Source organism: Kribbella sp. C-35 (assembly GCF_046549195.1).
GTDB lineage: Bacteria > Actinomycetota > Actinomycetes > Propionibacteriales > Kribbellaceae > Kribbella.
The window spans coordinates 933991-958570 of the sequence record NZ_JAJPWG010000003.1 but is presented as its reverse complement, the minus strand read 5'-3'; the positions used below and the strand labels follow the sequence as shown (position 1 = coordinate 958570).

Below are 24580 nucleotides of genomic sequence, written 5' to 3'. Positions count from 1 at the left end.
GATCAGCCTTTAACCGCGCCGGTGATTACACCCTTGGTGAAGTGGCGTTGGAGGAACGGGTACACCATGGCGATCGGTACCAGCGCGACCACGACGACGGCCATCTGCAGGGACTGGGGTTGCGGCGGCGGGTGGACGCCGAGTTGGTCGGCGGACAGCGACTTGCCCTGCAGGACGTAGGTCCGCAGGATCACCTGGACCGGCCACTTCGACGTGTCGTTCAGGTACAGCAAAGCGTTGAAGAACGCGTTCCAGAAACCGACCGCGTAGAACAGCCCGACGACCGCGATCACCGCCTTCGACAGCGGCATGATGATCCGGCGCAGGATGGTGAAGTCACTCGCGCCGTCGATCCGGGCGCTCTCCAGCAACTCGCCCGGCACGTTCATGAAGAACGTGCGCAGTACGACGAAGTTGAAGGCCCCCAACGCGCCCGGCAGGATCAGCGACCACAGGCTGTCGAGCAGCCCGAGCTGCTTCACCACCAGGAACATCGGGATGATGCCCGGCGCGAACAGCAACGTGAACAGCACCATCAGCAGCACCGGCCGCCCGAACAGCACCGGCCGCGACGTCGCGTACGCGAGCGCGATGGTGACAGCCAGCGCAATCGCCGTACCGACCAGCGTCACGAACACGCTGACGAGGATCGCCCGTCCCATCAGCCCGCCGGAGAAGAGCGTCTGGTACGCCTTCACCGTCGGATGTGACGGCCACAGCACGTACCCGCCCGCGTCGATGATGTCCTTGTCACTGGCGAGCGAGGTCGAGATGACGACCAGGATCGGGATGACGATGACGAGTGCGAATCCGCCCAGGATGACCGCTTTGATTGCCTGGTACCCCGGAGATGGGTTCTCTTTCCAGATCGGTCTCATGCGCCTCGCCTTTGAAAGATCCCGGGCTCACCCAAGCGGTGGGCAAGCGAGTTGGCGCCCCACAACAGGAGGGCTCCAACGACGCCCTTGGCCAGCCCGGCCGCGGCCCCGCTGCTCCAGTCGCCGCCGACCACGCCGGCGTAGTACGTGAACGTGTCCAGTACTTCGGCAGCACCTGGACCGACCGAGTCGCGTTGCAGGATGAACTGCTCGAACCCGACGCTGAGGATGTCGCCGATCCGCAGGATCAGCAGCAGCACGATGACCGTCCGCAGCGACGGCAGCGTGATGTGCCACAGCCGCCGCCAGCGCCCGGCGCCGTCCGCCGCGGCCGCTTCGTACAAAGACACATCGACCGTGGTGAGTGCCGCGAGGAAGATGATCATCGCCCACCCGGCGTCCTTCCAGATCAGCTGCGCGACGACGAGCAGCGGGAAGGTGTCCGGGTTGGTCATGAACGGGATCGGGTCCAGGCCGGCCTGCCGGAGCAGGTTGTTGACGAACCCCGCCCCGCCGAGCGACTGCTGGAACAACGTCACGACCAGCACCCAGGACAGGAAGTGCGGCAGGTACGCGATCGTCTGGAACCAGCGCCGAAAACGGTTGCTGACCAGCGAATCGACGATCAGCGCGAGCCCGATCGGCACCGGGAAGAACAGCAGCAACTGGACGGCGGCCAGCAAAAGCGTGTTCCGCAGCGCGTCCCAGAAGTCCGGGTTCGCGTACAGGTCGACGAAGTTCTGCAGGCCGTTCCACTCGCTGTGCATGATGCCGAGGTACGGCTGGAAATCCTGGAAAGCGACGACGTTTCCGAGCACCGGCAGGTAGAAGAACACCAGCAGGAAGACGACGCCGGGGATCATCAGCAGGACCATCTGCCAGTCCCGGCGCCACTTCGCCTTCAGCGGCAGGCCGTTCTTGACCCGCGCGACGGAGGAGGTTCGTTTCAGCATGTATCAGGACCCGGTGACCGGAACGCTCGACGGGAGCACGGCCGCGAACTCGTCGCGCATCTTGTCACCGCCACCGGACTTCCAGCGCTTGAGCGCCGCGTCGTACGCGTCGAGCTTCTGCCGGCCGGTGACGATGTCGACGATCGTGTCCCGGAACGCCGCGGTCAGCTTCGGGCCGACCTTGCTCGACGTGTCGGAGTACGTGCCGGCCGTCGGGTTCCGCATCGCGAACTTCAGCAACTGCTGCTCGGTCGCGTAGATCTTCTTGGTGTCGTCCGGGTACGCCGGGTTGAAGATCACGCTCTCCGGGGAGTTCATGATCTGCAGCGCACTGACCAGACCGGGCGCCTGCTGCTGACCGGCCTTGGTGAGTACGGGGTTCTTCTGGGCATCCAATGAGTACTGCTGCCCCTCGACGCCGAAGTTCTTGACCAGGTACTCCTTGGTGCCGAACGGCGCCGACAGGTAGTCCATCAGCGCGAGCAGCTCGCGGATCCGGCCCTCGTCGGTCTTCTTGAACGGCGTGAAACCGACCGTGCCGTAGCCCATGTCGTAGACCGGCTTCGCCTTGCCGTCGTGGCCGAACGGGATCATCGTGTCCACGAACAGCGACGGGTCCAGGTTCCGGAAGTCGGCGGTCGCGCGCGGGCCGACCACGACCTGTGCGGCGATCTGGCCGTTCACGGTCTTCGGCGTGGCGTCGGCCAGGTTGAGGTCCGGGTAGAACACCTTGGCCGCCCAGAGCTTGGCGGCGTACTCGACGGCGGCCTTGTAGTTGTCGGTCTCGTACAGGTGCGTCAGCGACCGGTCCTGGTTGACGCGCCAGCCGTTCGGGGCGCCGAACCACTCGCCGAACATGTGCAGCATGTTGATGATCGCCGGCTCGAGCGCGTAGTTCGTGCCGTTGGTCAGCTCCTTGCACTTGGCGAAGAACTCGTCGGCCGTGGAGCACTGCAGCCCGCCGACCTTCTGCCACGTGCGAGGGTTGCCCATCATCACCTGGCCGAACGGCGTCGACGGGATCGGGGCGCCCCAGATCTTCCCGTTCACGACGGCGGTCCGCCAGGAGGCCGGCTTCAGTGCGGCCAGGTTCGGGTACTCCAGGACGGCGTCGCCGGACAGGTACTTGGTCAGGTCCTGGAACTTCGCCTCGAGCATCGGGCCGATGTTCGGGATGCCCTGGTTCGGCGGCAGCCACATCAGGTCCGGCAGCGAGTCGCTGGCCAGCAGCGTCGCGAACTTCTCCGGGTAGCCCGGGTCGGTGCCGATGGTCAGCCGGAGCTCGCCGCCGAGCGCGGAGTTCAGCGCCTGCCACATCGGGTTGCTGCCCATCGGCGGCGGAGGCGTCGCGAACGTCTCGGTCAGCGCGGTGACCGCACTCTTCAGCGGCGGCGCCTTCACGCTCGCGACCGCGTCCGCCGGGAACTTCAGGAACCCGGGCTCGAGGCCGGACTCGGCCCCCGGGAAGTCCGGGTGCAGACCCTCGAACGGCTTGTACGTCGGGAGCGTCAGCTCACCGGAGGCCTTCGCACCACCGCTCGACGCTCCACCGTCACCACAGGCTGCCAGCGTCGTCGAGGTGGCAATCGCCGCATCGGTCACCTGCAGGAACCGTCGCCGACTGATCATAGTTGCTCCAAGTTTCGAAGAAGTGCTCACTAACACTCACTTAAACGTTAACCCGGACCGTAAACCTGACCCGCCCCTCGATGCAAGGCGTAGACACAAAAGAGCCGGCGACCGCGGGACTCGAGAACCCGCGGCCGCCGGCCGTCGTACTACTTCAGTGCGTTCTACTTCAGGGCGTTGTCAGCAGGTCACGATCAGCCCGGTGAGAGCCCTGCAGGAGCGCGACGCCGTGTCGTTCGTCGCCACCGGGTCGTTCGGCGAACTCGCCGTACGCTGCGCCGTAGCGGTCAGCACACCGGCCGTGAGCATCCCGGTGTTCATCGTCAACGTCCGGGTCACGGTGGCGCCACTGGCCAGCGACGGGATGTCGCAGTTCACCGTGCGCGTGGTGCCGACCCGCGTACAGGTCGACGCGTAGTACGCCGTCGCAGCCGGACCGGTCGCAACCACGCGAACGTCCGTCGCAGGATCCGGACCGTTGTTCTTCACCGCGATCGTGTACGTGATCCGAGCCGTCCCCACCAGCTTCACGGCCGCGGTCATCGCCACGGCTACGTCCGCGACGCCGGGGACGATGTCGATTCTCGGGCCGTCCAGGATCGGGAACGCGAAGTTGTCGGCCCGGAGCTGGATGCGCATCCGGAACGGATCTGTCCTCGTGTCGTCCCGCACCCGCAGCGTCCAGACCACGGTCCGGCTCTCGCCGGCGGGAAGATCGCCGAGGGCGGCACGGAAGTTCTGCCCGTCGGCGACGAAGCAGTTCGTCGTCGCCCCGCTACAGCTGACCAGTTCGAACCAGTCCGTCAGCGACTGGTCCAACGCGTACATGGCCGCCTGGGCGCCCACGAGCGTGAAGCCCTCGATGTTGGTGACCGTCTGGGTCGCCGTGATCGTCTCCCCAGGACTCGGCGCGACCGAACTGACCGCAACCGTGGTGCTCGGCGGATCCTCGGCCGATGCCGTCATTGGGACGACGAGCGTCCCCCCGACGATCCCCGTGATCAGCGCAGCACGAATCAACCTCAAAGCATGCACAACGTCCCCCTGTCCCCATGAACACCCCAGCTGCCCCCACAGCCCGCCGACGGCGGTGAAAGCAGTATGTGGTTGCCACTGTCCGTGGTCAACCACTTGAACAGTGCGACGGCAGTAGCTGGCCGGCTGACGTCACTCTTTCGACGGACGCCGGGGGCCCCCGGCTCATTCATTGCAGTGAGCAAGGACTCGCCCGGACTGCTGGTGTCGCCGATCTCCTGGAGCGGGCACTGGGTGTGGGCACTGCCGATCTGCGCGGTCCTGTGGTTCCGGCGGCGCTCGGGGCTCGCCATGTTGTGGCCGGTGGTCACGGTCTTCGGATTCCCATGGCTGGCGCCGAATCACGACGACCGCGAGTACCACCTGCACGGCTTCGACCTGATCCTCGGGAACGCGTACGCCGTCCTCGCCGCGATCACGATCCTGCATGCGGCGTACGTTCAGAGCGACAACCGGTCGAGCAGCTCCTCGACACGCTCCGCCCTACCCGCGTGCCGGTGACGTTCCCAGTCCTCGCGGGACAGCGTGTCGCCGACGAGTTCGAGGGCTTCCGCGAGTTCCTCGTCCAGGTACGGGTTGGGGATCTCAAGCCGTTCGCCCATCGCCTCCTCCGCGCCGAACAGGTGCGCGGCGCCGACCGGGTCGCCGCGCCGGATCAGCAGGTTCATGACGGTGTTCGAGAACGCCATCGTGAGACTCGGACTGCCGAGTGCCAGGACGGTCGGCAGCAACCCGCGGGCGAGCTCGGCGGCCTCGTCGAGCCGGCCCGCGAGGATCAGCAGGTAGGCGAGGTTCTGCCCCTGTGCGGCGATCTCGTGCGCGTCCCCGATCGACTCGGTGATCGTGAGGGATTCGCGGAGCAGGTCCTCGGCGTGCTCGAGGTTTCCGAGGTCCTCCTCGATGCCGCCGAGGTGGCTGAGCACTCGCGCCAGGCGCCAGTCGTCGTCGAGGGTGCGGAGTCGTTCGACCGCCTCGGTGAGCGTCGTCCGCGCCGCGTCGAGATCGCCCTGCTGCCGCTCCACCGACCCGAGCACGGTCATCCCGAACGCGATACCGGCCGGGTCACCCAGCTCCCGCGCGATCTCCAGGCTGCGGGTCGTCAACTCGTGGGCGCGCTCCGTCTCGCCCTGCATGAGCAGCAGGTTGCTCAACCCGCGCAGACAGGCGGCCAGCTCCGGCGATGACGTCGTACCGGCGGCCGCGATCACCTGCTCGTGCCAGGCGCGACTTTCGGCGATGTAGCCGCCGAACAGCCAGACCCAGCCGAGCGCCGAGCACAGGCGCAGCGCTGTCCTGACGTCGTTTGCGGTCGCCCAGGTCAGCGCGGCGCGGAAGTTGTCGAGGTCCGCCCCGGCCCGGTCGACGGGCGGCTCGGACATGGTCTTCTTGATGGCCTCGAGGTGGTCGGCGAGGTCGGCGTAGTACGTCGCGTGTTCGCGGTGGACCGCCTCGGCTTCGGCGGTCCGGTGCAGCTCGTCGGCGGCGTACCGACGGATGGTCTCCAGCAGCCGCACGCGGGTACCGTCCGGTCCGTCGGACAGCGTGATCAGGTTGGCGTCGTGCAACTCGGCCAGGGCGTCGAGCGGGTCGATGCCGGTGGCAACTTTCTCGACCGCGGCCAGGTCGGCGCCGCCGGCGAAGACCGCGAGGCAGCGGAAGGTACGGCGGTGTTCGGGGCCGAGCAGCTCGTACGACCAGGCGATCGTGTCCCGTAGCGTCCGCTGGCGTTCCGGGGTCGCCGTACTGGTGGACGCGATGTCGAGCGCCTGATCGATCCGGGCAAGCAGTTCCTTCACGCTGAGCAGCCGGATCCGCGGCGCGCACAACTCGATCGCCAGCGGGAGTCCGTCCAGCCGCCGGCAGATCGCGACCACGTCGGCGGTGTTCTCGTCGGTCAGCGTGAACGCCGGTCGGACGGCCTGGGCGCGCTGTACGAAGAGTTCTACGGCGGCATCTGCGATCGGGAGTGGCAGCACCGGGTGCTGGTACTCACCGGTGAGGCCGAGCGCTCGTCTGGAGGTGGCGACCAGCTTCACGTGCGGCGCGCCTTCGAGGATCTCGGCGACGACCTTGCCGGCGTCCGGGAGCTGCTCGAGGTTGTCGAGGACGAGCAGCAGGGTCCGTTGCGCCAGGTAGGCGACGATCCGGCCGCGCTCCCGCGGCGGGATGTCGAGGACCTCGGCGATCGTCGTCCACAGGACCCGCGCGGACGTGACCGCCGCGAGCGGAACGAAGTACACCCCGCCCGGGAACTTCGTAGTCAGCTCGGCGGCGACGCCGATGGCCAGGCGGGTCTTGCCGGAACCACCAGGTCCGGTCAGCGTGACGAGCCGTACGTCGGGTCGGTCGAGCAGACCTGTGACGCGGTCGAGATCCAGCTCGCGTCCGAGTAACGGTGTCGCGGGTGCCGGCAGGCTGGTCGACGTACCGATAGTGCGCGGTGGCGGGAAGTCGGCTTTGAGCCCGTCGACGGTGACTTGGAGCAGGTGTTCGGGCTCCGGGATGTCCTTGAGGTGATGCGTGCCGAGATCGCGCAGCGTGACCCCGTCGGGCAGTTGCGTCAGCTCACCGGTGACGGCCGACACCACGATCTGCCCGCCGTGGGCGGCGGCCCCGATCCGTGCGGCGAGATGGACGTCCATGCCCCAGTAGTCGCCGTCGTACACACCCGGCGTACCGGTGTGGATCCCCATCCGCACCCGCAGCCGCTCGTCGTCCGGCCATCGATGCTCTTCCAGCCGCCGCTGCCCGTCGGCGGCCGCCCGGACCGCCTCGCCGGCCGTCCCGAACACGACGAAGAAGCTGTCGCCCTCGGTCCCCATCTCGGTCCCGCCGTACGCCGTCCAGACCGCCCGAAGGATCCGCCGATGATCTTCCAGCGCCTCCAGGTACCGGTCCCCCAACCGGCGCAGCAGCTGCGTCGACCCTTCGATGTCCGAGAACAGCATCGCCACCATTCCCCCACCCATGCCGCCAGTCTGGGTTCTTGGCCCAACCCGCGCCAGGGTCTAACTGATGCCGGTGGTGCTCTCGCGTACGACGAGGCTGAAGGGGGCTTGCAGGCGCTTGGGTTCGTTTTGTGGCCGCTGGTCACGGAGAGCTTGCAGCGCCAGGCGGGCGATCGCGACCCGGTCCGGCGCGACCGTGGTGAGGGTCGGGAGGGTGGCCAGGTCGTACGGGATGTCGTCGAAACCGACCACGGCCACGTCCTGCGGCACCCGCAGACCGCGCAGGACCAGCGCGCGGATCGCGCCCATCGCCAGCCAGTCGGTGGCCGCGAAGATCGCGTCCGGCGCCGGGTGTCCCGAGTCCAGCCACTCGCCGAGGGTCCGTTCGGCGTCCTGGCCGCGCAGACCGCCGGTCGCGAGCACGATGTCCTCGTCTGTTGGTAACCCGGCCGAGGCGAGCGCGTCGCGGTACCCGTTGATCCGCTCGTCGTCCATCCGCGGCCCGGGGGCCAGCGCCATCACGTGCCGGCGGCCGAGCTCGAGCAGATGCTCGGTCGCCACCTTGCCGGCCTCGCGGTTGTCGATGCCGACGTGGTCGGCGTGGTGCTCCGCGCCGGCCTTCTCACCCAGCAGGACGAGCGGCAGCGCCGGGTCGCGGTTCTGAACGTCCTCCGCGGTGAGGCCGAGCGGGCTCATCACGATGCCGTCGAGGCGGGCCGGGTGCCGCTCGGTGAGCAGTGCCAGCTCGGCTTCGCGGCGGCCGCCGGTCTGGTGGAACTGCACGATCCAGCCGAAGGCCTCGGCCTCGTCGAGCATCCGGGCCGCGAGTGACGCGAAGTACGGCCGGTCGAGCTGCGGTACGGCGAGCGCGATCACCCCGCTGCGCCCCTGGGCCAGGTTGCGGGCCGCGATGTTCGGCCGGTACCCGAGCTTGTCGATCGCGGCCAGCACCCGCTGCCGCGTCTCCTCGCGGACATGCTCGGCGCCGTTGACGACGTTCGACACCGTCTTCATCGACACCCCGGCCGCCTCGGCGACATCGGTCAGGCGCGGCCTCATAGCTGGCAGGATCTCATTTGAGGCCGGTGTGGGCCATTCCGGCCAGGATGCGGCGCTGGAAGATCACGAACACCACGACGACCGGCACCAGCGTGACGACACTCATCGCGAACAGCGCGCCCCACTCCGAGCTGCCGGTGGCGTCCAGGAAGCCGCGCAGCGCGACCGGCACCGTCAGCCGGGTCCTCGTGGACAGGTAGATCAGCTGGCTGAAGAAGTTGTTCCAGGTCCAGATGAACGAGAAGATCGCCGTCGTCACCAGCGCCGGCGACAGCAGCGGCAGGATGATCCGCCGGTAGATGCCCCACACTCCGCAGCCGTCGATGCGGGCCGCGTCGTCCAGCTCGACCGGGATCGACCGGATGAACTGCACCATCAGGAACACGAAGAACGCGTCCGTGGCCAGGAAGCTCGGCACGACCATCGGCCAGAACGTGTCGATCCAGTTCAGTTTCCGGAAAATCGAGTACTGCGCGATCAGCGTCACGTGACCAGGCAGCATGATCGTCGCCAGCATCAGCGCGAACAACGTTTTCCGGCCGATGAACGTGAGCCGTGCGAACGCGTACGCGGTCAGCGAGCAGGTCAGCACGTTGCCGATCACCACCGCGGCGCAGATGATCAGCGAGTTCATGATGTAGATGCCGAAGCTCGTCCCGGTCGAGGACCAGCCGAGGGCGTAGTTCCCGAGCGTCGGGTGCTCCGGGATCAGTCCGGGGCTGGAGAAGATCTCGGTGTTCGGCCGCAGCGACGCGGTGATCATCCAGAGCAGCGGGTAGAGCATCACCAGTGCTCCCGCGGTCAGGCCTGCGTGGGCCAGTACGCGTCTCATCGACGTACCCCTTCGTCTCCGTAGAACACCCAGGTACGGCCGAGGACGAAGTTCAGTCCGGTGAAGACCGCGATGATCAGCAGCAGCACCCAGGCCATCGCGGCGGCGTACCCCATCCGGAAGTTTCCGAACGCCTGCTGGTACAGGTACAGCGTGTAGAACAGCGTCGAGTCCGACGGGCCGCCCTTGCCGCCGCTGATCACGAACGCCGGCGTGAACGCCTGGAACGCGCCGATGATCTGCAGCACCAGGTTGAAGAACACCACCGGCGAGAGCAGCGGCAGCGTCACCCGCCAGAATCGTTGCCATCGGCCCGCACCGTCGACCTCGGCGGCCTCGAGCACCTCGTCCGGGATCTGCCGCAGGCCGGCCAGGAAGATCACCATCGGGGCGCCGAACTGCCAGACCCGGAGCAGGACCAGGGTCCACAGCGCCGTACCCGGCTCGGAGATCCAGCCGCGGCCGTGGATGCCGAAGAGGCCGAGAACGTCGTTGAGCAGGCCGTCACTGCCGAAGATCTGCTGCCACAGCAGAGCGATCGCGACACTCCCGCCGAGCAGGCTCGGGACGTAGTACAACGCTCGGTAGACAGCGAGGCCCTCGAGCCCTCGGTTCAGCAGTACGGCGACGGCGAGCGCGAACGCCATCTCGAGCGGCACCGAGACGCCGACGTAGATGAAGGTGACTTTGAGCGACTGCAGATACCGCGAGTCCTGGAAGAGGGCCGTGTAGTTATGGAGGCCGGTCCACTCCGGGGTGTTGAGGAGCGCGTAGTCGGTGAAGGAGTAATAGAGCGACAGGAGCATCGGGCCGATCGTCAGCCCGAGTACGCCGATCAGCCAGGGCAGCAGGAACAGGTACGCCGGAACGCTCCTGCGGAGGTTTGCGATCACTGGCCGAGGGTCTTCCCGGCCAGTTCGGTGAACTCCTGAGCGCCAGCGGCCGGGTTGCTCTTGCCGAAACCGATGTTCTCCGCGATCCGGCTGAATCCGGTCAGCAACTCGCCGTACCCCTTCGGCCACGGCTTCGGCGACGGACCGACCTTGCCGGCCAGGTCCTCGACGTACTTGATCGCTCGCGCACCGGCCGAACCCGCGTCCGCGGAAACCAGGTCACGCGCTTTCTTCGAGGGCGGTACGCCGAGCAGGATGCCGATCGCCTTGATCGCCTTCTCGTCGTTGAGCAGGAACCCGATCAGCTTTGCCGCGTCCTCGGGATGCTTGCTGGCGGCCGAGATGCTCCACAGGTCCAGGCCCTTGACGAACTGGCCGGTCAGATCGCCGGCCTTGCCCTGCGGGACCGGGAGTACGGCGAGCGGGCTCTTCACCAGCGGCTGGTAGAAGGTGACCTGCTGGACCCAGCCGAACTGCAGCGGAGACTTGCCGGTGGCAATCAACGACTTCTCGATCGCGGTCGTCTCACCGCTCACGTTCTGCGGCGGCGCGGCCTTCGCGTTCCGAAGATCCGCCCAATACTGGAACCATTCCTGGACGGTTTCCTTGGTCGTCAGCAGTTTTCCGCCGTCGTCGGAAAACATTTCCGTCCCGTGCTGACGCGCGTACACCTCGAACAACTGGAAGTTTCCGGCCTGGTCGCTGGACCCGAACGAGCCTCGCACCGAACCGGAGTAGTCGCGGGCGAACTCGGCGAACTTGTCCCAGGTCCAGCCCTGCGCCGGTACGGTCCCGCCGGCCTTCTTGATCGCGGCCTCGTCGACGTACATCGAGTAGCTGATCGAGCTCTGCCCGATCCCGTAGTTCTTGCCGTCAGCAACACCGCTGGCGGCGACGTCCTTGTCGAGACCCGACGTGTCGATCCCCAGCGAACCAAGGTCCTTCAGCGCGCTCCGGCCCGCGTAGTCACTGAAGTAGCTCATCGACATCCGCAGTACGTCGGGTGCGTTGTTGCCGGAGGTCTGCGTGGCGAGCTTGTCCCAGTAGTCGTCGAAGGGAGCGCTTTCCGCGGTGTATTCCGCGCCGCCGCTCGCCTTCCACGCGTCGAGGGCCTTGTTGAGCGCCTTGGTGACCGGATCCGGGCCGTACCAGGAGACGCGCATCGGACCGGACTTGCCGGAGCAGCCAGGGATGGTGATCGCCGCGGCGGTGGCGGCGCCGAGGCCCAGCAGGGTCCGGCGGCTGAAAGTGGTCATGTTGGTTCTCCTTGGGGTGCCCAGCGCCAGTTGTGGGGCAGGCGGAGCGGGGTGTAGTTGCCGTTGGGGAGGTCGTCGGTCAGCCGTGCCTGCCAGCGGGCGAGCTGGTGCAGGAGGCGGGCCCGGACGGCCACATGCGCGTCGTCGTCGAAGAGGTTGTCGAGCTCGGCCGGGTCCTGTGCCAGGTCGTACAGCTCACCGGGCAGGTCGGCATGGACGATCACCTTCCAGCGGTCGCTCCGGAGCATCCGCGCGGCACCGGACTGGGTGACGGTGTTCAGCTCGTCGAACGTCGGGCCGTCGTACCCGAAGTGCAGCGGCGGCCGCGCGGTCACGTCGTACGTGCGACCGCCGTACCCGTGCTCGGCGATGATGCTGCCGAACTCTTCCTCGGGCGCGTCCTCGCCGTGGGTGAGCGGCAGGAGGCTGCGGCCCTGGACGCCGTCGGGGATCGGTTGGCCGACGGCCTCGCAGATGGTGGGCAGGACGTCGACGATCGAGACCGGTTCGTCGCGCTGCTGCGGGTGGACGCCGTCGCCGGTGATGATCAGCGGGATCCGCATCAGGAACTCGGACAGGCCGGCGCCCTTGCGCTGCAGGCCGTACTCACCGACGTAGTCGCCATGGTCGGCGAGGACGATCGTGAGCCGCGGCCGGGTGCGTTGGGCGAGTCCCTCGTGCAGGCGGGCGATCTGGTCGTCGAGGAGATTGAGCATGCCGAGGTAGTTGGCGGCGTACCGGCGCCACTTGTCGTCGTACCCGGGTCGCTTCTCCTCCTGGAGCTTGCGCAGCCAGGCGTAGCTGCCGCCCTTGATTTCTGTTGCCTCGGGCCCCGTTGTGCGGTCGGGGACGTCTTCGAGGCTGACCAGGTCGAAGTAGGGCCGTGGGACCTGGTATGGGTTGTGGGGTTCGGGATAGGAGACCCAGAACAGTCCCGGTCTGTCGGGGTCCGCTTCGTTGATCGCTTGCAGTGCGTCGGTGGTGATCCGGTAGGGCAGTTGGTTCTGCACGTCGTACGGCGTCGGCTCGTCGGAGACGCCGTGGTCGAGGTGCTCGAGCCAGGTGTCGAAAGCGTTTTCCTCCGCGTTCCGCTCCGGTCCTTGGGTGTGGAAGTACGGACCGGCGTACGTGTCGAAGTCCTGCGCGTCGCGGTGCATGTGCGGCTTTCCCGCGAAGTGCAGCTGGTAGCCGGCGGCCCGCAGTACGTCGACCAGATCCTGGGCGAATCGTGCATGCTGGGCGTTGCTGTTCTGCCGGACCTGATGGGCGCTCGGGAACCGACCGGTGAGCAGACTGGTCCGCGCCGGAACGCAGGCCGGCGCGGCCGTGTACGCGTTCCGGAAATCCGTTCCGCGGCTCGCCAGGCTGTCGACGAACGGCATGGTGTCCACCGGATACCCGCTCCGCCGCGTCAGCCCCACCCGCTGCTGATCGGTCATCACGATGACGATGTCGGGACGCATCTACCTGCTCTCCGCTTGATTTACAGCGCTGTAATGCAGCGCTGTAAACCTTGCCGCAGGCATCCGCCCGACGTCAAGAGGTGAGCTACCCGCTGGATAGCATCGGCATCGTGAGCTACGAGCCGATGAGTCGACGCCTGGTCATTTCCTTCGCGGTGATCGGCGTGGTCCTGTTCGTCGCCGGGCTGATCGCCCGGCCGGTGAACATCACGGTTGCAGTCTGGCTCTTCCTGGCGGCTGTCTCGGTCCTCGGCCTGTCCGGCTACGGCGTCCTCGACCGCCTGGTCAACCGCCTGAACCGACGCCGCTCAACCAAGTGAGCCGCCGCTAGCCGAACTGTTCGGCCAGGCGGCGGATGCCGCGTTCGGGGCTGGTGAGGACGGGGACGGCGAGGTCGAGCCCCTCGGCCGCCGACGCCATGGACGCCTGCGCCAGGACGACGACGTCACCGGACGCAGCCTTGATCGCGTCCGCCACCAGCGAGTCATGACGAACGCGATCACCCGCGACAGCAGCCTCGAAGGCACCCGATACGACGACCTCGTCGATCTGGACATCGCGACCCTGGAGCTCGGCCCGCTCACGCAGGAGCGCGGCCGTCGGCTGCACCGTCGTCGGCAACGTCGCGATGACGCTGACACGGTCACCGGCGCCGACAGCCTCGTCCGCCATCGCCTCGTCGACGCGGTACACCGGCACCCCGAGACGATCGGAGAGCGGTCCGGCATACTGCGAGATCGACGAGCAGGTGAACATCAGCGCCTCCGCACCGGCCGCAACCGCGGCATCGCCAAGATCAGCGAGCCGCTGCGCGACCTGCTCAGCCGCAGCACCCCGGCCCAGATCGGCGACGATCTTGTCGTCGAGCAGGTTCTGCACCTCTACTCCGGGCAGATGCTCGGCGGCGAGCGTCGCGAACGTCGGAATGACCACGGCCCCGGTGTGCAGGAAGGCGATGCGCGTCATTCAGACTCTCCTCACGTGTCAATCACGGCGCTTGTCCGCGCCAACCTTGTCACGTTCCCGACACCCAGCGCAATCGTTTGCATGCTGGGTGAGACGCACCCCGCGCCCGACCCGCTCTGTCTGTCAGCCTGTCAGCCTGAGATAGTCGAGGTTGAAGCCGCCCGTCTCGCAGTACACGGTGATCACCTGATCCCCGGCCGGCAACGTCACCCGCGTCGGGACAGACTGATAACTCGCCCAACCCCCGGTATCCGGCACGGACACCTTCGCCAACACAGTCCCGGCCGCGTCTCGAACGGACACCGCATCCGCAGCAACAGCACCAGTCCCGTTCGCAACCCGGAGCTCAAGGTCGTAAGTGCCCGCTTGCGCGACGTCGACCCGATACTGCAACCAGTTCCCGGCCGCAGTCCAGCCGACGTTCTTACCACCACTCGCGGCCGGGTTGCTCTCGATGAAGTTGGCCCCGCCCTCGGTCCAGCCATGCTGAGCGACGTACGACTCCGCCTCAACCTTCTCGCCCACCGGCGCTCCCCGCGGATTCACGGTGAGATGCACCGTGACCTCGTCGTTCGCCGCACCGTCCGTCACCCGGAACTTCAGGTCCTGCTCACCCGCGACGGTCGGGTGGATGCTCACCAGGCCGGTGCTCGCGTCGAGGCTGACCCCGGCCGGCAGATCCGTCGCGTAGTACGCGAGCCGATCCTTGTCGCGATCGGTCGCCCGCAACTGGAGCTGCGTGGTCCGGTACTGGTCGGCGGTGACATTCGGAACGTCGTCGAACTGCGGCGCCTGGTTGTGGTGCGACGCCGGGACATCGCCGTGCCACCGGTACGTCGCGTACGCGTTGGCCGGCACCATCACGGTGAACGACTTGCCCGCCAGCGTGATGCGGACCGTGCTCGGCGCGGCGTTGGCATTCCCCACGATCGCGACGAAGTTGTCGCCGCGGTCCTTGAACACCACGTTGCTGATGCCGTTCGCGGTAGCGCTCGATTCGACGCGGGTGTGCTCCGGCCCGAGGTACTTCGCGAACTGACCCATCGCGTACAGCTCATCCCGCACGGAGAACGTTTTCGTCGTCGTGTCGACCTTCACGAGCCGGTTCGGCCACTTCGTCGTACGACCGACCTCTTCCCAGTCGATGTTGTTGTCGCGCGCCGGCGTCCAGTGCAGCGTGCCGCCGTCCTGGTCGGTGGTCTGCGCCCACAGGACGTACGACGACGCATCGAGGCGGAAATAGTTCAGAATCGTTTCCGGATTGAGGTCGCTCGTTTCCGTCATGTGCACGGGTTTTCCGAACTCCTCGTACGCGTCCCGCATCACGGTCGGGTCGCCCCAGTACGGGTGGAAGGCGATCGCGTCCGACGCTTTCCGGGTTTCCGGATCGTTGAAGATCCGGTAGTAGTTCTTGGTGTCCGTGCTGTTCGGGTCGCGCCAGTCCCAGAAGTTGAAGTCGTGCACGTACAGCTCCGTGCGGAGCCCGGCGCGCCGCACCTCGCGTTTGATCGCGACGGCGAGTTTCTGCTGCTGCTCGACGCTGATGTCCATCGCCGGGTACACCACATCGATCCCCGGCTCGTTGAGCAGCGTCAGCGCGTCGACCTTGATGCCGCGCTGCGCGTACGCCTGCAGGTACTTCACGTAGTACTTCGCGAACACGTCGATGCAGTCGTCGCGGAGCTTGCCGACCTGGTAGTACGACGTCGTACTGCCCGGCTTCAGCGCGACCTCACCGGTGAACCGGTTGTTGGTCTTCATCCACGCCGGCGCACTCCACGCCGACGCGAAGAACGTGGCCCGTGGGTTGTACTTCTGGATCAGTTTCACCGTGTCGACGATGTGCGCGTCCACGTCCCGCTTGATCGAGAAGTACTTCAGGTTCCGGTCCTCGGTGACACCGGCCGGCAACTCGTCGTACGACCAGAACGGCAGATGCTCGATCAGATCTGGACTCCCGATCGTCAGCCGGAACCGGTCGAACCCGGCACCGGTCTTCGGATCCACGAGCAGCCGGACCGCCCGCTCCCGCTCCTGCGGCGTCAACTTCCACAGGTTCGACACGCTCGTCTCGTCCAAGGAGAAACCGACCCCGGTGTACTTCTGCCTGCTCACACTCGGATCGATCACGACCGTCGCGTCGGCAGTCCCGGCGTCGTTCCCGACATACGTCGCCGGCAACGGCTGCCAGGCGTGCGCCCCGCCGCTCGAGTACGACCCACTGACCACCGCCCCGCGCTGCGCCGCCGCGGGACCACCACCCGCCGCCAGTCCGGCCGCCACTACCCCAACCACAACCGCGAGCCCAAGAGTCCGCCTCACAAACCCTCCAACCACCTGGGAAAGCCCTTACAAGCAGGCCGACTCTAGGTTCGGAATCCCCCCACCAACACCCCCTACCGGTTCCGGAACTGGTTCCGGAACTTTCCGTCCCCCAGCAGACATGATTTCCTGCGAGACACTTGTGCCGTACGGCGCTCGCGACAGCAAGGAGAGGGTGCGGGATGGACGGCAAGGCGAAGTTGCGGGTCAAAGAGGCTCTGGTCGCGCACCTCGAGGCGCACCTCCGCGCGACGGACGCTGCCGTGGGCCGTGAGGACTCGGCGGCCAGACTCGACCAAGACTCCTCGTTCTCCGTCGACGACCAGTCGCAGTCCGACGAGGCCGGCGACCTGGGCGGACTCTACGAGGAGGTCGCGAAACGGCAGCACAGCAGCGTTGCCCACGCCGAGAGCCTCGACTTCGCCCCAACCAGCGAGATCCGGCCGGGCGCAATCGTCGTACTCGACGACAACCACTACGTCGTCGGCGTGGTCAGCTCACCGTTCGAATGCGACGGAGTCACCTACGAAGGCATGACCACCGACGCACCCCTCTACGCCGCCCTCAAAAACCTCCACCCCGGCGACACCTTCACCTTCGCCGCCACAGAACACCACATCGACTCCGTGACCTGACGCTCCGGTCTCAATGCAGAGCAACTGACAACAGCAGAACAGACGCAGTCCGGGCGTGTACGTCGTGACGCTGCGGAGGTACCGCTACGAGGTCTCCTGCCCGCAGCTCGACCTCGGCCTCGCCCGCTCGGAGCACCACGTCCCCCTGCAGGCACAGCAGCGAGGCGTCTCCAGGGCTCTGGTGTTCGCCAAGAGTCTGCCCGGCATCCAGCGCGATCAACGTCTGCCGCAACCGAGCCCCGGCCCGGCTGTACAACGTCGTCGCACTACGCCCGCTGTCACTCCGCCCAGCCAGCTCCAGGTGAACAGCCGCCAACTCGTCGATCCGCAAGATCTCCATCAGCCGATGGTCGCACCGGACCGACGAAGGCTCCACCCTGCCCCTACGACTGGACCCCGCCGTACGACCGTGGTCTGACGTGCGGTCAGGGCGTGGGTCCGGTTCGTCCCTGATGTGGTGGGGCGTGTGGCGCCGGTGTTGTGTCCGGTGGCGGAACACGACGGGCCGTGCGAGGTGCAGTGGGGGTTCACGCTGGCGGACGACCACGATCTTGTGCTCGGCATCTACGCGACCCAGGAAAGGCCGACGAGGTGGCAGCCGAGGTACGGCGGGTTGCCGGCCGGCCCGTTGTGCTGGCGGAAGGTGCTCCGGGGCGGTTCGACGAACTGGCCGAGCAGTACCGCATCGAGCATCCCTCGACGTAGACCAACTTACAGATCACGCGCGACGGGCGGCAGGAATCGGCGGCGGCCGATTAACGGTCCGATGCCGGACCGCCACCATCGAAGCCAGGCACGCGGGCGACGGACGAGTGCCGTGGCCGGTGGGACCGAGTCGAAGAAGGACTCACGGAACAGCAGCCGACCCTCCGGCGAGACCTTCAGCAGATCGACCGCCTCCCACCACAGCGCCGGCCCCCACGCCGTCGCGCAACATCGGCTGCACGAACCGCACGGAATCATCGAGGAAACCGTCCCACGCATGCGGATCGGGTTTCTCCCAGGCAGTCCGAAACTGCCGGACAACGTTTTCGTGCAGTTCCGCCCAGTCCGTCATGTTCGCTCGGCTTTGCGGACCGAGCGCTCCATCCCGAGGCGCCACAACAACCCGGCTCGAGACGACTTCCGAAGCCGTCCCTCCTCCCGCATCACAGCGAGGAAGTGGTCAGCGAACCCAGCCCGTGGCTCTTGCGCATGCACATCGGCAACACTGCTTCGGGCAATCTCCAGCCGCCGCAACCCAACCACGTCAAGATGCGTGCTCGCGTGCAGCAAATGTGCCTCGGCACCCCAGGACAGCGGTACGGCGACGTTGAAATGAGCCGCGATCGCATCAGCCACATCATCAGCGAGCGCAGCACCCCCACCCGCATCGAGCACGACCCCGCGCGCAACCATCGCCCCATGTACGGCGAAGCAAGCAGCATCCGGACCGGGACGATGCGCGTCGGCAAGCGCGACATCGTGCAGTAGCGCGGCGACATACAACCGCTCGCCGTCGTGCTCGAGCCGATCGAGGTCGGCCAGCATGCACGCCCACAGCCAGGAGCGCATGCTGTGATGCAGCAAGGGCCCAGGCAGTACGGTCCGCGCGAAGTCGGTGACGTGCTGCGCGACGGGCGTGCTCGGCGGAGTTCGATCGGCAGCGAGCACAGCACCACGACCACGACGCCGCGGCGCAAGCTCGCGAACGATCGCCTGCGCGACGAACCGCACCTGATCCCGCAACCCCAGCGCGCCGTTGGTTTCAGCCACCCACTCCGGCGAACCTATCGCTGCCATCGCGCCAACCCTTCTCTAGCAACAAGCTGAGGCTGGTCTTTCTTCTTATAATCATTGCAAGAAGTGTCCGCACCCTAGCACCGGCGATTGCCCCCCGCAATGTCAGTCGCGTTCGACTAGGAGGCCGCGGGCGAAGGCATCCGTCGCCGTCCGGAGCAGGCGCTTCAGCTGCCTCGGGTTGCGCTGCAGGCGATCCTGCCGCCAGGCCAGGCTGATGATCCCGTTCCACGAGGACCACAGCACCGTCGCCAGCTCTTGGGCGTTGACCTTGCGGATCGTGCCGGCCTTGATACCGCGCTTGATCGCGTCGACCATCCGCCGGTTCTGCTCGTCCACCGAGTCCGCCAACCGGTCCGCGAGCTCCTGCCCCGCGGCATAACTCCCGGGCTCCCCCGGAAACGCCAGCATTCGGAAATACTCAGGATTGGCCAGATAGAACGCGAGATACTCATCCGCCGCGGCGTACAACTGCTCGACCGGCCCGCGGCCCTCGACGTACGCGAGATCCATGAACTGCCGATCCACGACAACTGCCCGCTCCGCCAAAGCGGCGTACAGCCCGGCCTTCGACCCGAAGTGGTTGTAAACCGATCCGACCGCAACACCAGCAGTGGCGGCGATCTCCTCGACCGTGACGTCGGCGACGGCCCGAGCCGCGAACAGCTCTTCCGCAGCACTCAACAACGCGTCGATCGTCCGCTGCGCCCGTGGATCCACCATCCTGCAACCATTACACAAACGACCTTCGAAGCAGGTCAGCGGTCCGGCAAGTTGAGTCGCTTCAGTCGCTCGTACGCCCCGAGGATGTGCTTGTCGATCCCGTCCTGCGCAGCTTGCGGATCCCCCAGGGCCAAGGCGTCGCGCAGCTCCTTGTGTTCGCTGTAGCCGACCTCGAGGAAATCCGGGAAACTGGCGTTCCGGGCGCGCAGGAAAACGGTCACCTGCCCGCGGATGGATTCCCAGACGCGCTGCACCCGGCCGTGGTCGCAGTACGCGTAGATGATGTCGTGGAACTGCAGGTCCAGCCGTACGGCGTCTTCCGGATCGATCTTGGTGTCGACGCTCTTCATCTGCTCCAGGACCGCGTCCATCTCGGCGAATCCCGCGCCCTGCATCCGGGTGCACGCACGGCCGGCGGCCAGTCGTTCGATCGCGCCGCGGAGAGTGTGCACCTCCTCGACGTCGGTCCTGGTCAAGGTGCTGACGAAAGCCCCGCGGTGCCGCCGGAGCTCGACGTGGCCCTCTTCCTCGAGCCGGGCCAGCGCCTGCCGGATCGGCCCGCGGCTGACCTTGAGCGCGTCGGCCAGCTCGGTCTCCTTGAGATGCTGGCCCGGCTGGAACCGGCCGCCCGTGATCATTTCCCGGAGCACGTCGGTCACCAGATCACCGAGAGCGCGCTGCGACGGCAGCGGGGACACGACATCGTCGGGGATCAAGCCGACCACCTCCTCAAGCCAGTTACCGCCCGTAATCCGGAGCAGGGAACGACTCTAGCCCCTGGCCGGTCCCTCTGTAGATTGTAAACAGTTACTCATTGACAGTAAACGAAGTGCCGAGCAGACTCGGAACCTCCCGTGAGGCAGAGAGAGGTCTCGACGCTGATGACCACTGACACAGCGGTTCACACCGGACGCAGCGCCCTCGGCCCGTTCCCGCCCGCCGCTCCCCGGAATCCCGAGGCACCGCACGTCACCACGGCGACGATCGAGGTCGACGCCGCGGAGATCGAGGGTCCGCTGACGCGGATCTGGGAGAGCTTCGGGTACGACGAGTTCAACTGGACGTACACGCCCACCGGAAAACGCCTGCTGCAGACCTTCGCCGACTTCTCCGGCGCCGGCTACTTCGTCCGGCCGCACTACATGTACTGCTCCGGCAGTGGATTCGGCATCCCGCACTGGAGTTCCGGCAACGTCTACCACGAAGACGCCGACGGAAATCCGTATTACGACTTCACGCTGCTGGACCAGGCGTACGACGCGATCGTCGGCGCCGGACACCACCTACTGGTGGAGCTCGGCTTCACCCCGCGCGACCTGCTGCCACCCGAGGCCGCCGAGCTGACCGTCGTACCGAGTCCGACTGCCTACACCAACTACGAGGCAGGCGCCTGGGGGTATCCGCCCAAGGACTACGCCAAGTGGGCGGGCCTGATCGGCGCCACCGTTCAGCACTGCATCGAGCGCTACGGCGAAGCCGAGGTGAAGACCTGGCTCTGGGAGCTGTGGAACGAGCCGGACATCTCCTACTGGCGCGGCACTCTCGATCAGTACAACGAGCTCTACACCGCGACGGCGCAGGCGATCCGGGCCGTGCTGCCCGAGGCCAAGGTCGGCGGACCGGCCGTCACCAGCGGCGGACTGAACTTCATGCGCGGCTTCCTGGACTACACGTCGCAGCGTGACGAGCCGCTGGACTTCATCTCCTACCACACCAAGGGCTGCCATTTCCCGACCCGCGACTACAAGCCGTTCGCCGAGCCGGCGGCCGAGCAGCTCAGCCCGTCGTCGACGAAGATGCTGTACGACCTGCGCGAGTTCAACCGCCTGATCGGTTCGTACCCGGCGTACGCCGAGCTTCCGGTGATCGTCGACGAGTGCGATGCGGCGGTGCCGGCGCACTTCGGACGCTACGACAACCGCAACTACAGCTTCCAGAACACCGAGTACTACCCGGTCTTCCAGGCAAAGCTGATGAAGAAGATCCTCGACCTGAACGCGACCGAGCCGGCCCAGGTCGCGTACGCCACCTCGTGGAGCTTCTACTTCGAGGCCGAACGCTACTTCGAAGGCACGCGGTCCTTCCTGACGGCTGGTGGCGTCGAGAAGCCGTTCCTCAACGCGTATCGGATGCTGTCGCTACTCGGCCCGGACCGTCTGAGCACGACCTCGGACGCGGCCTGGCAGGTCGGCGAACTCGAGCACACCGACGGCAGCAGCATGCCCGAGGAAGTCGATGCCCTCGCCTCCCGCGCCAAGGACGGGAGCGTCGCCGTACTGGTCTGGCGGCACATCGATGATCAGTACCAGACCAGCGACGACCAGACACCGGTGAGCGTGACCGTACGCAACCTGTCGGCTGGCTCCTACCGGTTGCGGCATCTGCGCATCGACGCCGACCACAGCAATGCGTTCACCGTCTGGCAACAGCTCGGCTCACCCCAGGACCCGACCGCCGAAGAGCTGGCCACGATCAAGAGCCGGCAGGGTCTCGAGGAGTTCGAAGCGGAACGCAGCCTCACAGTTGACGGAGAGGTCTCGCTCGAGGTCTCGCTTCCGTTGCCGTCGGCATCGTTGCTGATCCTCGAACCGAGCAGCTGATCGCGATGATCACACTGAACAACGGCGTACAGGTTCCTCAGCGCGGCTTCGGCGTCTTCCAGGTCCCGCCGAGCGACACGCAGCGCGTCGTCGAGCAGGCGATCGAGATCGGGTACCGCCACATCGACACCGCGGCGGCGTACAACAACGAGGTCGGTGTGGGCGCCGCCGTACGGGCCAGCGGTCTCCCGCGCGACGAACTGTTCGTCACCACCAAGCTGCGCAATGGAGAGCACGGTTACGAGTCGGCATTGACGGCGTACGCCGAAACGCTGCAGCGCCTCGGCCTGGACTATGCCGACCTGTATCTCCTGCACTGGCCCAATCCGACTGTAGATCGCTATGTCGACAGTTGGCGTGCGCTGGAACGGATCTACACCGACGGGCGGGTACGGGCGATTGGTGTGTCCAACTTCCTGCCCGAACACCTGGACCGATTGGCCAAGGAGAGCGAGATCGTCCCGGCGATCGACCAGATCGAGCTGCATCCGAGTTATCAGCAACGCGACCTGACCGAGCTGTGCCGCGAGCGGTCGATCGCGATCGCGGCGTACTCACCGCTCGGTCAGGGGCACGACCTCGCTCTTCCAGTACTGGCGTCGATCGCCGAGGCTCATCACGTGACGCCGGCCCAGGTCGTGCTCCGTTGGCACCTGCACCAAGGGCATCTCGTCATTCCCAAGTCGGTCTCTCCCGAGCGGATCCGCGCGAACTTCGAGCTCGGCGGCTTCGAGCTGACCGATGACGAGATCGCGTCGATCACCGCACTGGAGAATGACCACCGGATCGGCAACGATCCCCGCACGTTCGCGCTCAGCCAGATCAGGTAGCCGGGCCATGACGAGCAGATCTGTGCGATTCAGGACGACCTGGATCTGGATCTTCCTGGTGCCGACAGTCGTGCTGTACGGCGTCTACACCATCTACCCGATCATCGCGAGCTACTGGTACTCGCTGGTCGAGTGGAACGGTTTCGACGCCGACCAGAAGTTCGTTGGCCTGAGCAACTACCGCGAGGTCTTCGCCGATCCGCTGTTCTGGAACTCGTTCAAGGTCACGTTGTTCTTCATGCTCCTGGTGGTGCCGGCGCGGGTGCTTCTCACGTTGCTGCTGGCAATGGTCCTCAACTCGCCGAAGCTGCCACTGATCGGCCTCCTGCGATCGGCGTTCTTCATCCCCGTGGTGACCACAACGGCGATCATCGGCGTGGTGATGCGCTTCATCCTGGACCCGGCCAGCGGACCGATCAGCACAGCGTTGACGAAGCTCGGTTTCGGCGGGGTGGATTTCCTGGGTGATCAGCACCTGGCCCTGCCGACGGCGGCCGTGCTGTATGTGTGGAAGTTCTTCGGCGTCACGATGATCTACTGGCTCGCGGCGCTGCAGACCATCCCGTACGAGTTGTACGAGGCCGCCCGCATCGACGGCGCGGGCACCGGGCAACTCTTCCGGCACATCACGCTGCCGATGCTCAAGCCGTTCCTGATCATCATCACCGTGCTGACGGTCGAGGAGACCTTCCACAACTTCGACCTGATGTACACGCTGACCGGCGGCGGTCCGTACTTCCACACCGAGATCATCGAGATCTACATCTACCGCTGGGCCTTCGCCGCCTCGATCCCCCAACTCGGGCACGCCTCCGCGGCCGCGGTGATCTTCGGTCTGCTGGTCGCCGTCGTCGGAGCCCTTCAGTTGTGGGGCGTGTACGCCGGTCGCCGGCTGAGAGGAGACCAGCGATGACAGCGCAAGTCGTCGTACGCACGGATCGGCAACGGCGCCTGTTGCGCCGGGTGCCCTGGTGGATCGCCGCGCTCTTCCTGGTGGGTATCGCGGTGCTCTGGATCTTCCCGTTCCTGTGGATGCTGTCGGCATCGCTCAAGGACAACATGGAGATGTTCACCGGTGGTCTGAAGCTGTGGCCTTCGACGTTCGTCTGGGACAACTACTCGCGGGCGTGGAACGACGCACACTTCGGCCGGTACCTGATCAACACCGTAGTCACCACAGTCGTCACCGTCGTGATCGTCACCATCCGCTGCGCGACCGCCGGGTATGTCCTGGCCCGTTACCGATTCCGCGGATCCAAGCTCTTCCTCGGCGTACTGATCGCGACGCTCTTCGTCCCCACCGGCTACACGATCATCCCGGTGGTCAAGATCTCGATGCAGCTGCACCTGATCGACTCGCTGGGCGGATTGATCCTGGCGCTCAGCGGCGGGGCGTACGTGTCGGCAATTCTCTTGTACTACGGATATTTCCGGCAGATCCCCCGCGAGCTGGAGGAGGCCGCGGTCGTCGACGGCGCCGGGTTCGTTCGCACCTTCTTCTCGGTGATGCTGCCGCTGGCGATGCCGGTCACGGCGACCGTCGCGGTGCTCACCTTCATCACGACCTGGAACGCCTTCTTCCTGCCGCTGGTGTTCACGTTCAGCCGGCCCGATCTCCGGACGGTGAGCGTCGGCATGCAGGCGTTCGTCGGCGAGACCGCGACCGACTGGTCCGGCATGGCCGCGGCCGGGGTGATCTCGATCGTCCCGGTGGTCGTGCTCTTCATCTTCCTGCAGCGCTACTTCGTCGAGGGAATCTCCGGAGCAGTCAAGTCCTAA

The 24580-nt window shown here is 66.4% G+C and carries 24 protein-coding genes; 7 read left to right on the top strand and 17 right to left on the bottom strand.

Annotated elements, in window-relative coordinates:
* Positions 1-2 precede the first annotated feature (2 nt).
* The 4 genes from ACLJOO_RS24505 to ACLJOO_RS24490 all read right to left on the bottom strand — a co-directional run bounded on the left by ACLJOO_RS24505 (position 3) and on the right by ACLJOO_RS24490 (position 4480).
* A complete protein-coding gene (locus ACLJOO_RS24505) occupies positions 3-878 on the bottom strand; it encodes a carbohydrate ABC transporter permease (RefSeq protein ID WP_410789694.1) in 876 nt (291 codons plus the stop codon).
* Positions 875-1831 carry an ABC transporter permease gene (locus tag ACLJOO_RS24500; RefSeq protein WP_410789692.1) on the bottom strand — a complete coding sequence of 319 codons (957 nt, stop codon included), beginning with the start codon at positions 1829-1831 and terminating at the stop codon, positions 875-877. The genes ACLJOO_RS24505 and ACLJOO_RS24500 overlap by 4 nt, the downstream gene beginning before the upstream one ends.
* A gap of 3 nt (positions 1832-1834) precedes the next feature.
* Positions 1835-3460 (bottom strand): sugar ABC transporter substrate-binding protein, encoded by a 1626-nt coding sequence (locus ACLJOO_RS24495; RefSeq protein WP_410789690.1) that lies wholly within the window; start codon positions 3458-3460, stop codon positions 1835-1837.
* A gap of 180 nt (positions 3461-3640) precedes the next feature.
* Positions 3641-4480, bottom strand: a complete 840-nt coding sequence (locus tag ACLJOO_RS24490; protein WP_410789688.1) for a DUF11 domain-containing protein — start codon at positions 4478-4480, stop codon at positions 3641-3643.
* A gap of 192 nt (positions 4481-4672) precedes the next feature.
* Between ACLJOO_RS24490 and ACLJOO_RS24485 the strand changes: the two genes are divergently transcribed.
* The gene (locus ACLJOO_RS24485; RefSeq protein WP_410789686.1) at positions 4673-4996 is read left to right on the top strand and encodes a hypothetical protein; all 324 of its coding nucleotides are present in this window, start codon (positions 4673-4675) and stop codon (positions 4994-4996) included.
* On the opposite strand, the gene ACLJOO_RS24480 is transcribed toward ACLJOO_RS24485, so the two are convergent.
* From ACLJOO_RS24480 to ACLJOO_RS24455, 6 genes are read right to left on the bottom strand one after another with little or no spacing between them, the layout of a single operon-like run.
* Complete coding sequence (locus tag ACLJOO_RS24480) at positions 4936-7464, bottom strand: ATP-binding protein (RefSeq protein ID WP_410789684.1); 2529 nt, start codon at positions 7462-7464, stop codon at positions 4936-4938. The genes ACLJOO_RS24485 and ACLJOO_RS24480 overlap by 61 nt on opposite strands.
* A 39-nt stretch (positions 7465-7503) precedes the next feature.
* Positions 7504-8502, bottom strand: a complete 999-nt coding sequence (locus tag ACLJOO_RS24475; RefSeq protein ID WP_410789682.1) for a LacI family DNA-binding transcriptional regulator — start codon at positions 8500-8502, stop codon at positions 7504-7506.
* 13 nt (positions 8503-8515) lie between these two features.
* The gene (locus ACLJOO_RS24470; protein ID WP_410789680.1) at positions 8516-9334 is read right to left on the bottom strand and encodes a carbohydrate ABC transporter permease; all 819 of its coding nucleotides are present in this window, start codon (positions 9332-9334) and stop codon (positions 8516-8518) included.
* Entirely contained in the window at positions 9331-10227 is an 897-nt protein-coding gene (locus ACLJOO_RS24465) for a carbohydrate ABC transporter permease (protein ID WP_410789678.1), read from the bottom strand. Before ACLJOO_RS24465 ends, ACLJOO_RS24470 begins: the two co-directional genes overlap by 4 nt.
* On the bottom strand, positions 10224-11483 hold the full coding sequence (locus ACLJOO_RS24460; protein ID WP_410789677.1) for an extracellular solute-binding protein: 1260 nt from the start codon (positions 11481-11483) through the stop codon (positions 10224-10226). Before ACLJOO_RS24460 ends, ACLJOO_RS24465 begins: the two co-directional genes overlap by 4 nt.
* Positions 11480-12946, bottom strand: coding sequence for a sulfatase-like hydrolase/transferase (locus ACLJOO_RS24455; RefSeq protein WP_410789676.1), 1467 nt, complete (start codon positions 12944-12946; stop codon positions 11480-11482). Before ACLJOO_RS24455 ends, ACLJOO_RS24460 begins: the two co-directional genes overlap by 4 nt.
* Positions 12947-13056: 110 nt before the next feature.
* Between ACLJOO_RS24455 and ACLJOO_RS24450 the strand changes: the two genes are divergently transcribed.
* Positions 13057-13266, top strand: a complete 210-nt coding sequence (locus ACLJOO_RS24450) for a hypothetical protein (RefSeq protein ID WP_410789675.1) — start codon at positions 13057-13059, stop codon at positions 13264-13266.
* Positions 13267-13273: 7 nt separating this feature from the next.
* On the opposite strand, the gene ACLJOO_RS24445 is transcribed toward ACLJOO_RS24450, so the two are convergent.
* Together ACLJOO_RS24445 and ACLJOO_RS24440 are read right to left on the bottom strand one after the other, a co-directional pair.
* Positions 13274-13912 carry an aspartate/glutamate racemase family protein gene (locus tag ACLJOO_RS24445; RefSeq protein WP_410789673.1) on the bottom strand — a complete coding sequence of 213 codons (639 nt, stop codon included), beginning with the start codon at positions 13910-13912 and terminating at the stop codon, positions 13274-13276.
* 123 nt (positions 13913-14035) lie between these two features.
* On the bottom strand, positions 14036-16234 hold the full coding sequence (locus ACLJOO_RS24440; RefSeq protein WP_410789672.1) for a carbohydrate-binding protein: 2199 nt from the start codon (positions 16232-16234) through the stop codon (positions 14036-14038).
* 182 nt (positions 16235-16416) lie between these two features.
* On the opposite strand from ACLJOO_RS24440, the gene ACLJOO_RS24435 reads away from it, so the two are divergent.
* On the top strand, positions 16417-16869 hold the full coding sequence (locus ACLJOO_RS24435) for a hypothetical protein (protein WP_410789671.1): 453 nt from the start codon (positions 16417-16419) through the stop codon (positions 16867-16869).
* Between the two features lie 10 nt (positions 16870-16879).
* Here the strand turns inward: ACLJOO_RS24435 and ACLJOO_RS24430 are convergent, their stop codons facing one another.
* From ACLJOO_RS24430 to ACLJOO_RS24410, 5 genes are all read right to left on the bottom strand, one after another.
* Positions 16880-17209 carry a cupin domain-containing protein gene (locus tag ACLJOO_RS24430; protein ID WP_410789669.1) on the bottom strand — a complete coding sequence of 110 codons (330 nt, stop codon included), beginning with the start codon at positions 17207-17209 and terminating at the stop codon, positions 16880-16882.
* A 224-nt stretch (positions 17210-17433) separates the two neighbouring features.
* Complete coding sequence (locus tag ACLJOO_RS24425; RefSeq protein WP_410789668.1) at positions 17434-17562, bottom strand: hypothetical protein; 129 nt, start codon at positions 17560-17562, stop codon at positions 17434-17436.
* Positions 17563-17922: 360 nt separating this feature from the next.
* Positions 17923-18651 carry an HD domain-containing protein gene (locus tag ACLJOO_RS24420; RefSeq protein ID WP_410789667.1) on the bottom strand — a complete coding sequence of 243 codons (729 nt, stop codon included), beginning with the start codon at positions 18649-18651 and terminating at the stop codon, positions 17923-17925.
* A 102-nt stretch (positions 18652-18753) separates the two neighbouring features.
* Positions 18754-19371: a TetR/AcrR family transcriptional regulator gene (locus ACLJOO_RS24415; protein ID WP_410789666.1), complete on the bottom strand. Its 618-nt coding sequence runs from the start codon at positions 19369-19371 to the stop codon at positions 18754-18756.
* Between the two features lie 35 nt (positions 19372-19406).
* The gene (locus ACLJOO_RS24410; protein ID WP_202875572.1) at positions 19407-20087 is read right to left on the bottom strand and encodes a GntR family transcriptional regulator; all 681 of its coding nucleotides are present in this window, start codon (positions 20085-20087) and stop codon (positions 19407-19409) included.
* Between the two features lie 165 nt (positions 20088-20252).
* Here ACLJOO_RS24410 and ACLJOO_RS24405 point away from each other — a divergent pair, with 165 nt between their 5' ends.
* Genes ACLJOO_RS24405 through ACLJOO_RS24390 form a run of 4 tightly spaced genes read left to right on the top strand, consistent with a single transcriptional unit; the run spans position 20253 to position 24580 of the window.
* The gene (locus tag ACLJOO_RS24405) at positions 20253-21971 is read left to right on the top strand and encodes a GH39 family glycosyl hydrolase (RefSeq protein WP_410789665.1); all 1719 of its coding nucleotides are present in this window, start codon (positions 20253-20255) and stop codon (positions 21969-21971) included.
* Between the two features lie 5 nt (positions 21972-21976).
* Positions 21977-22801: an aldo/keto reductase gene (locus tag ACLJOO_RS24400; protein ID WP_410789663.1), complete on the top strand. Its 825-nt coding sequence runs from the start codon at positions 21977-21979 to the stop codon at positions 22799-22801.
* A gap of 22 nt (positions 22802-22823) precedes the next feature.
* Entirely contained in the window at positions 22824-23714 is an 891-nt protein-coding gene (locus ACLJOO_RS24395) for a carbohydrate ABC transporter permease (RefSeq protein ID WP_410789662.1), read from the top strand.
* Positions 23711-24580 carry a carbohydrate ABC transporter permease gene (locus ACLJOO_RS24390; RefSeq protein ID WP_410789661.1) on the top strand — a complete coding sequence of 290 codons (870 nt, stop codon included), beginning with the start codon at positions 23711-23713 and terminating at the stop codon, positions 24578-24580. Before ACLJOO_RS24395 ends, ACLJOO_RS24390 begins: the two co-directional genes overlap by 4 nt.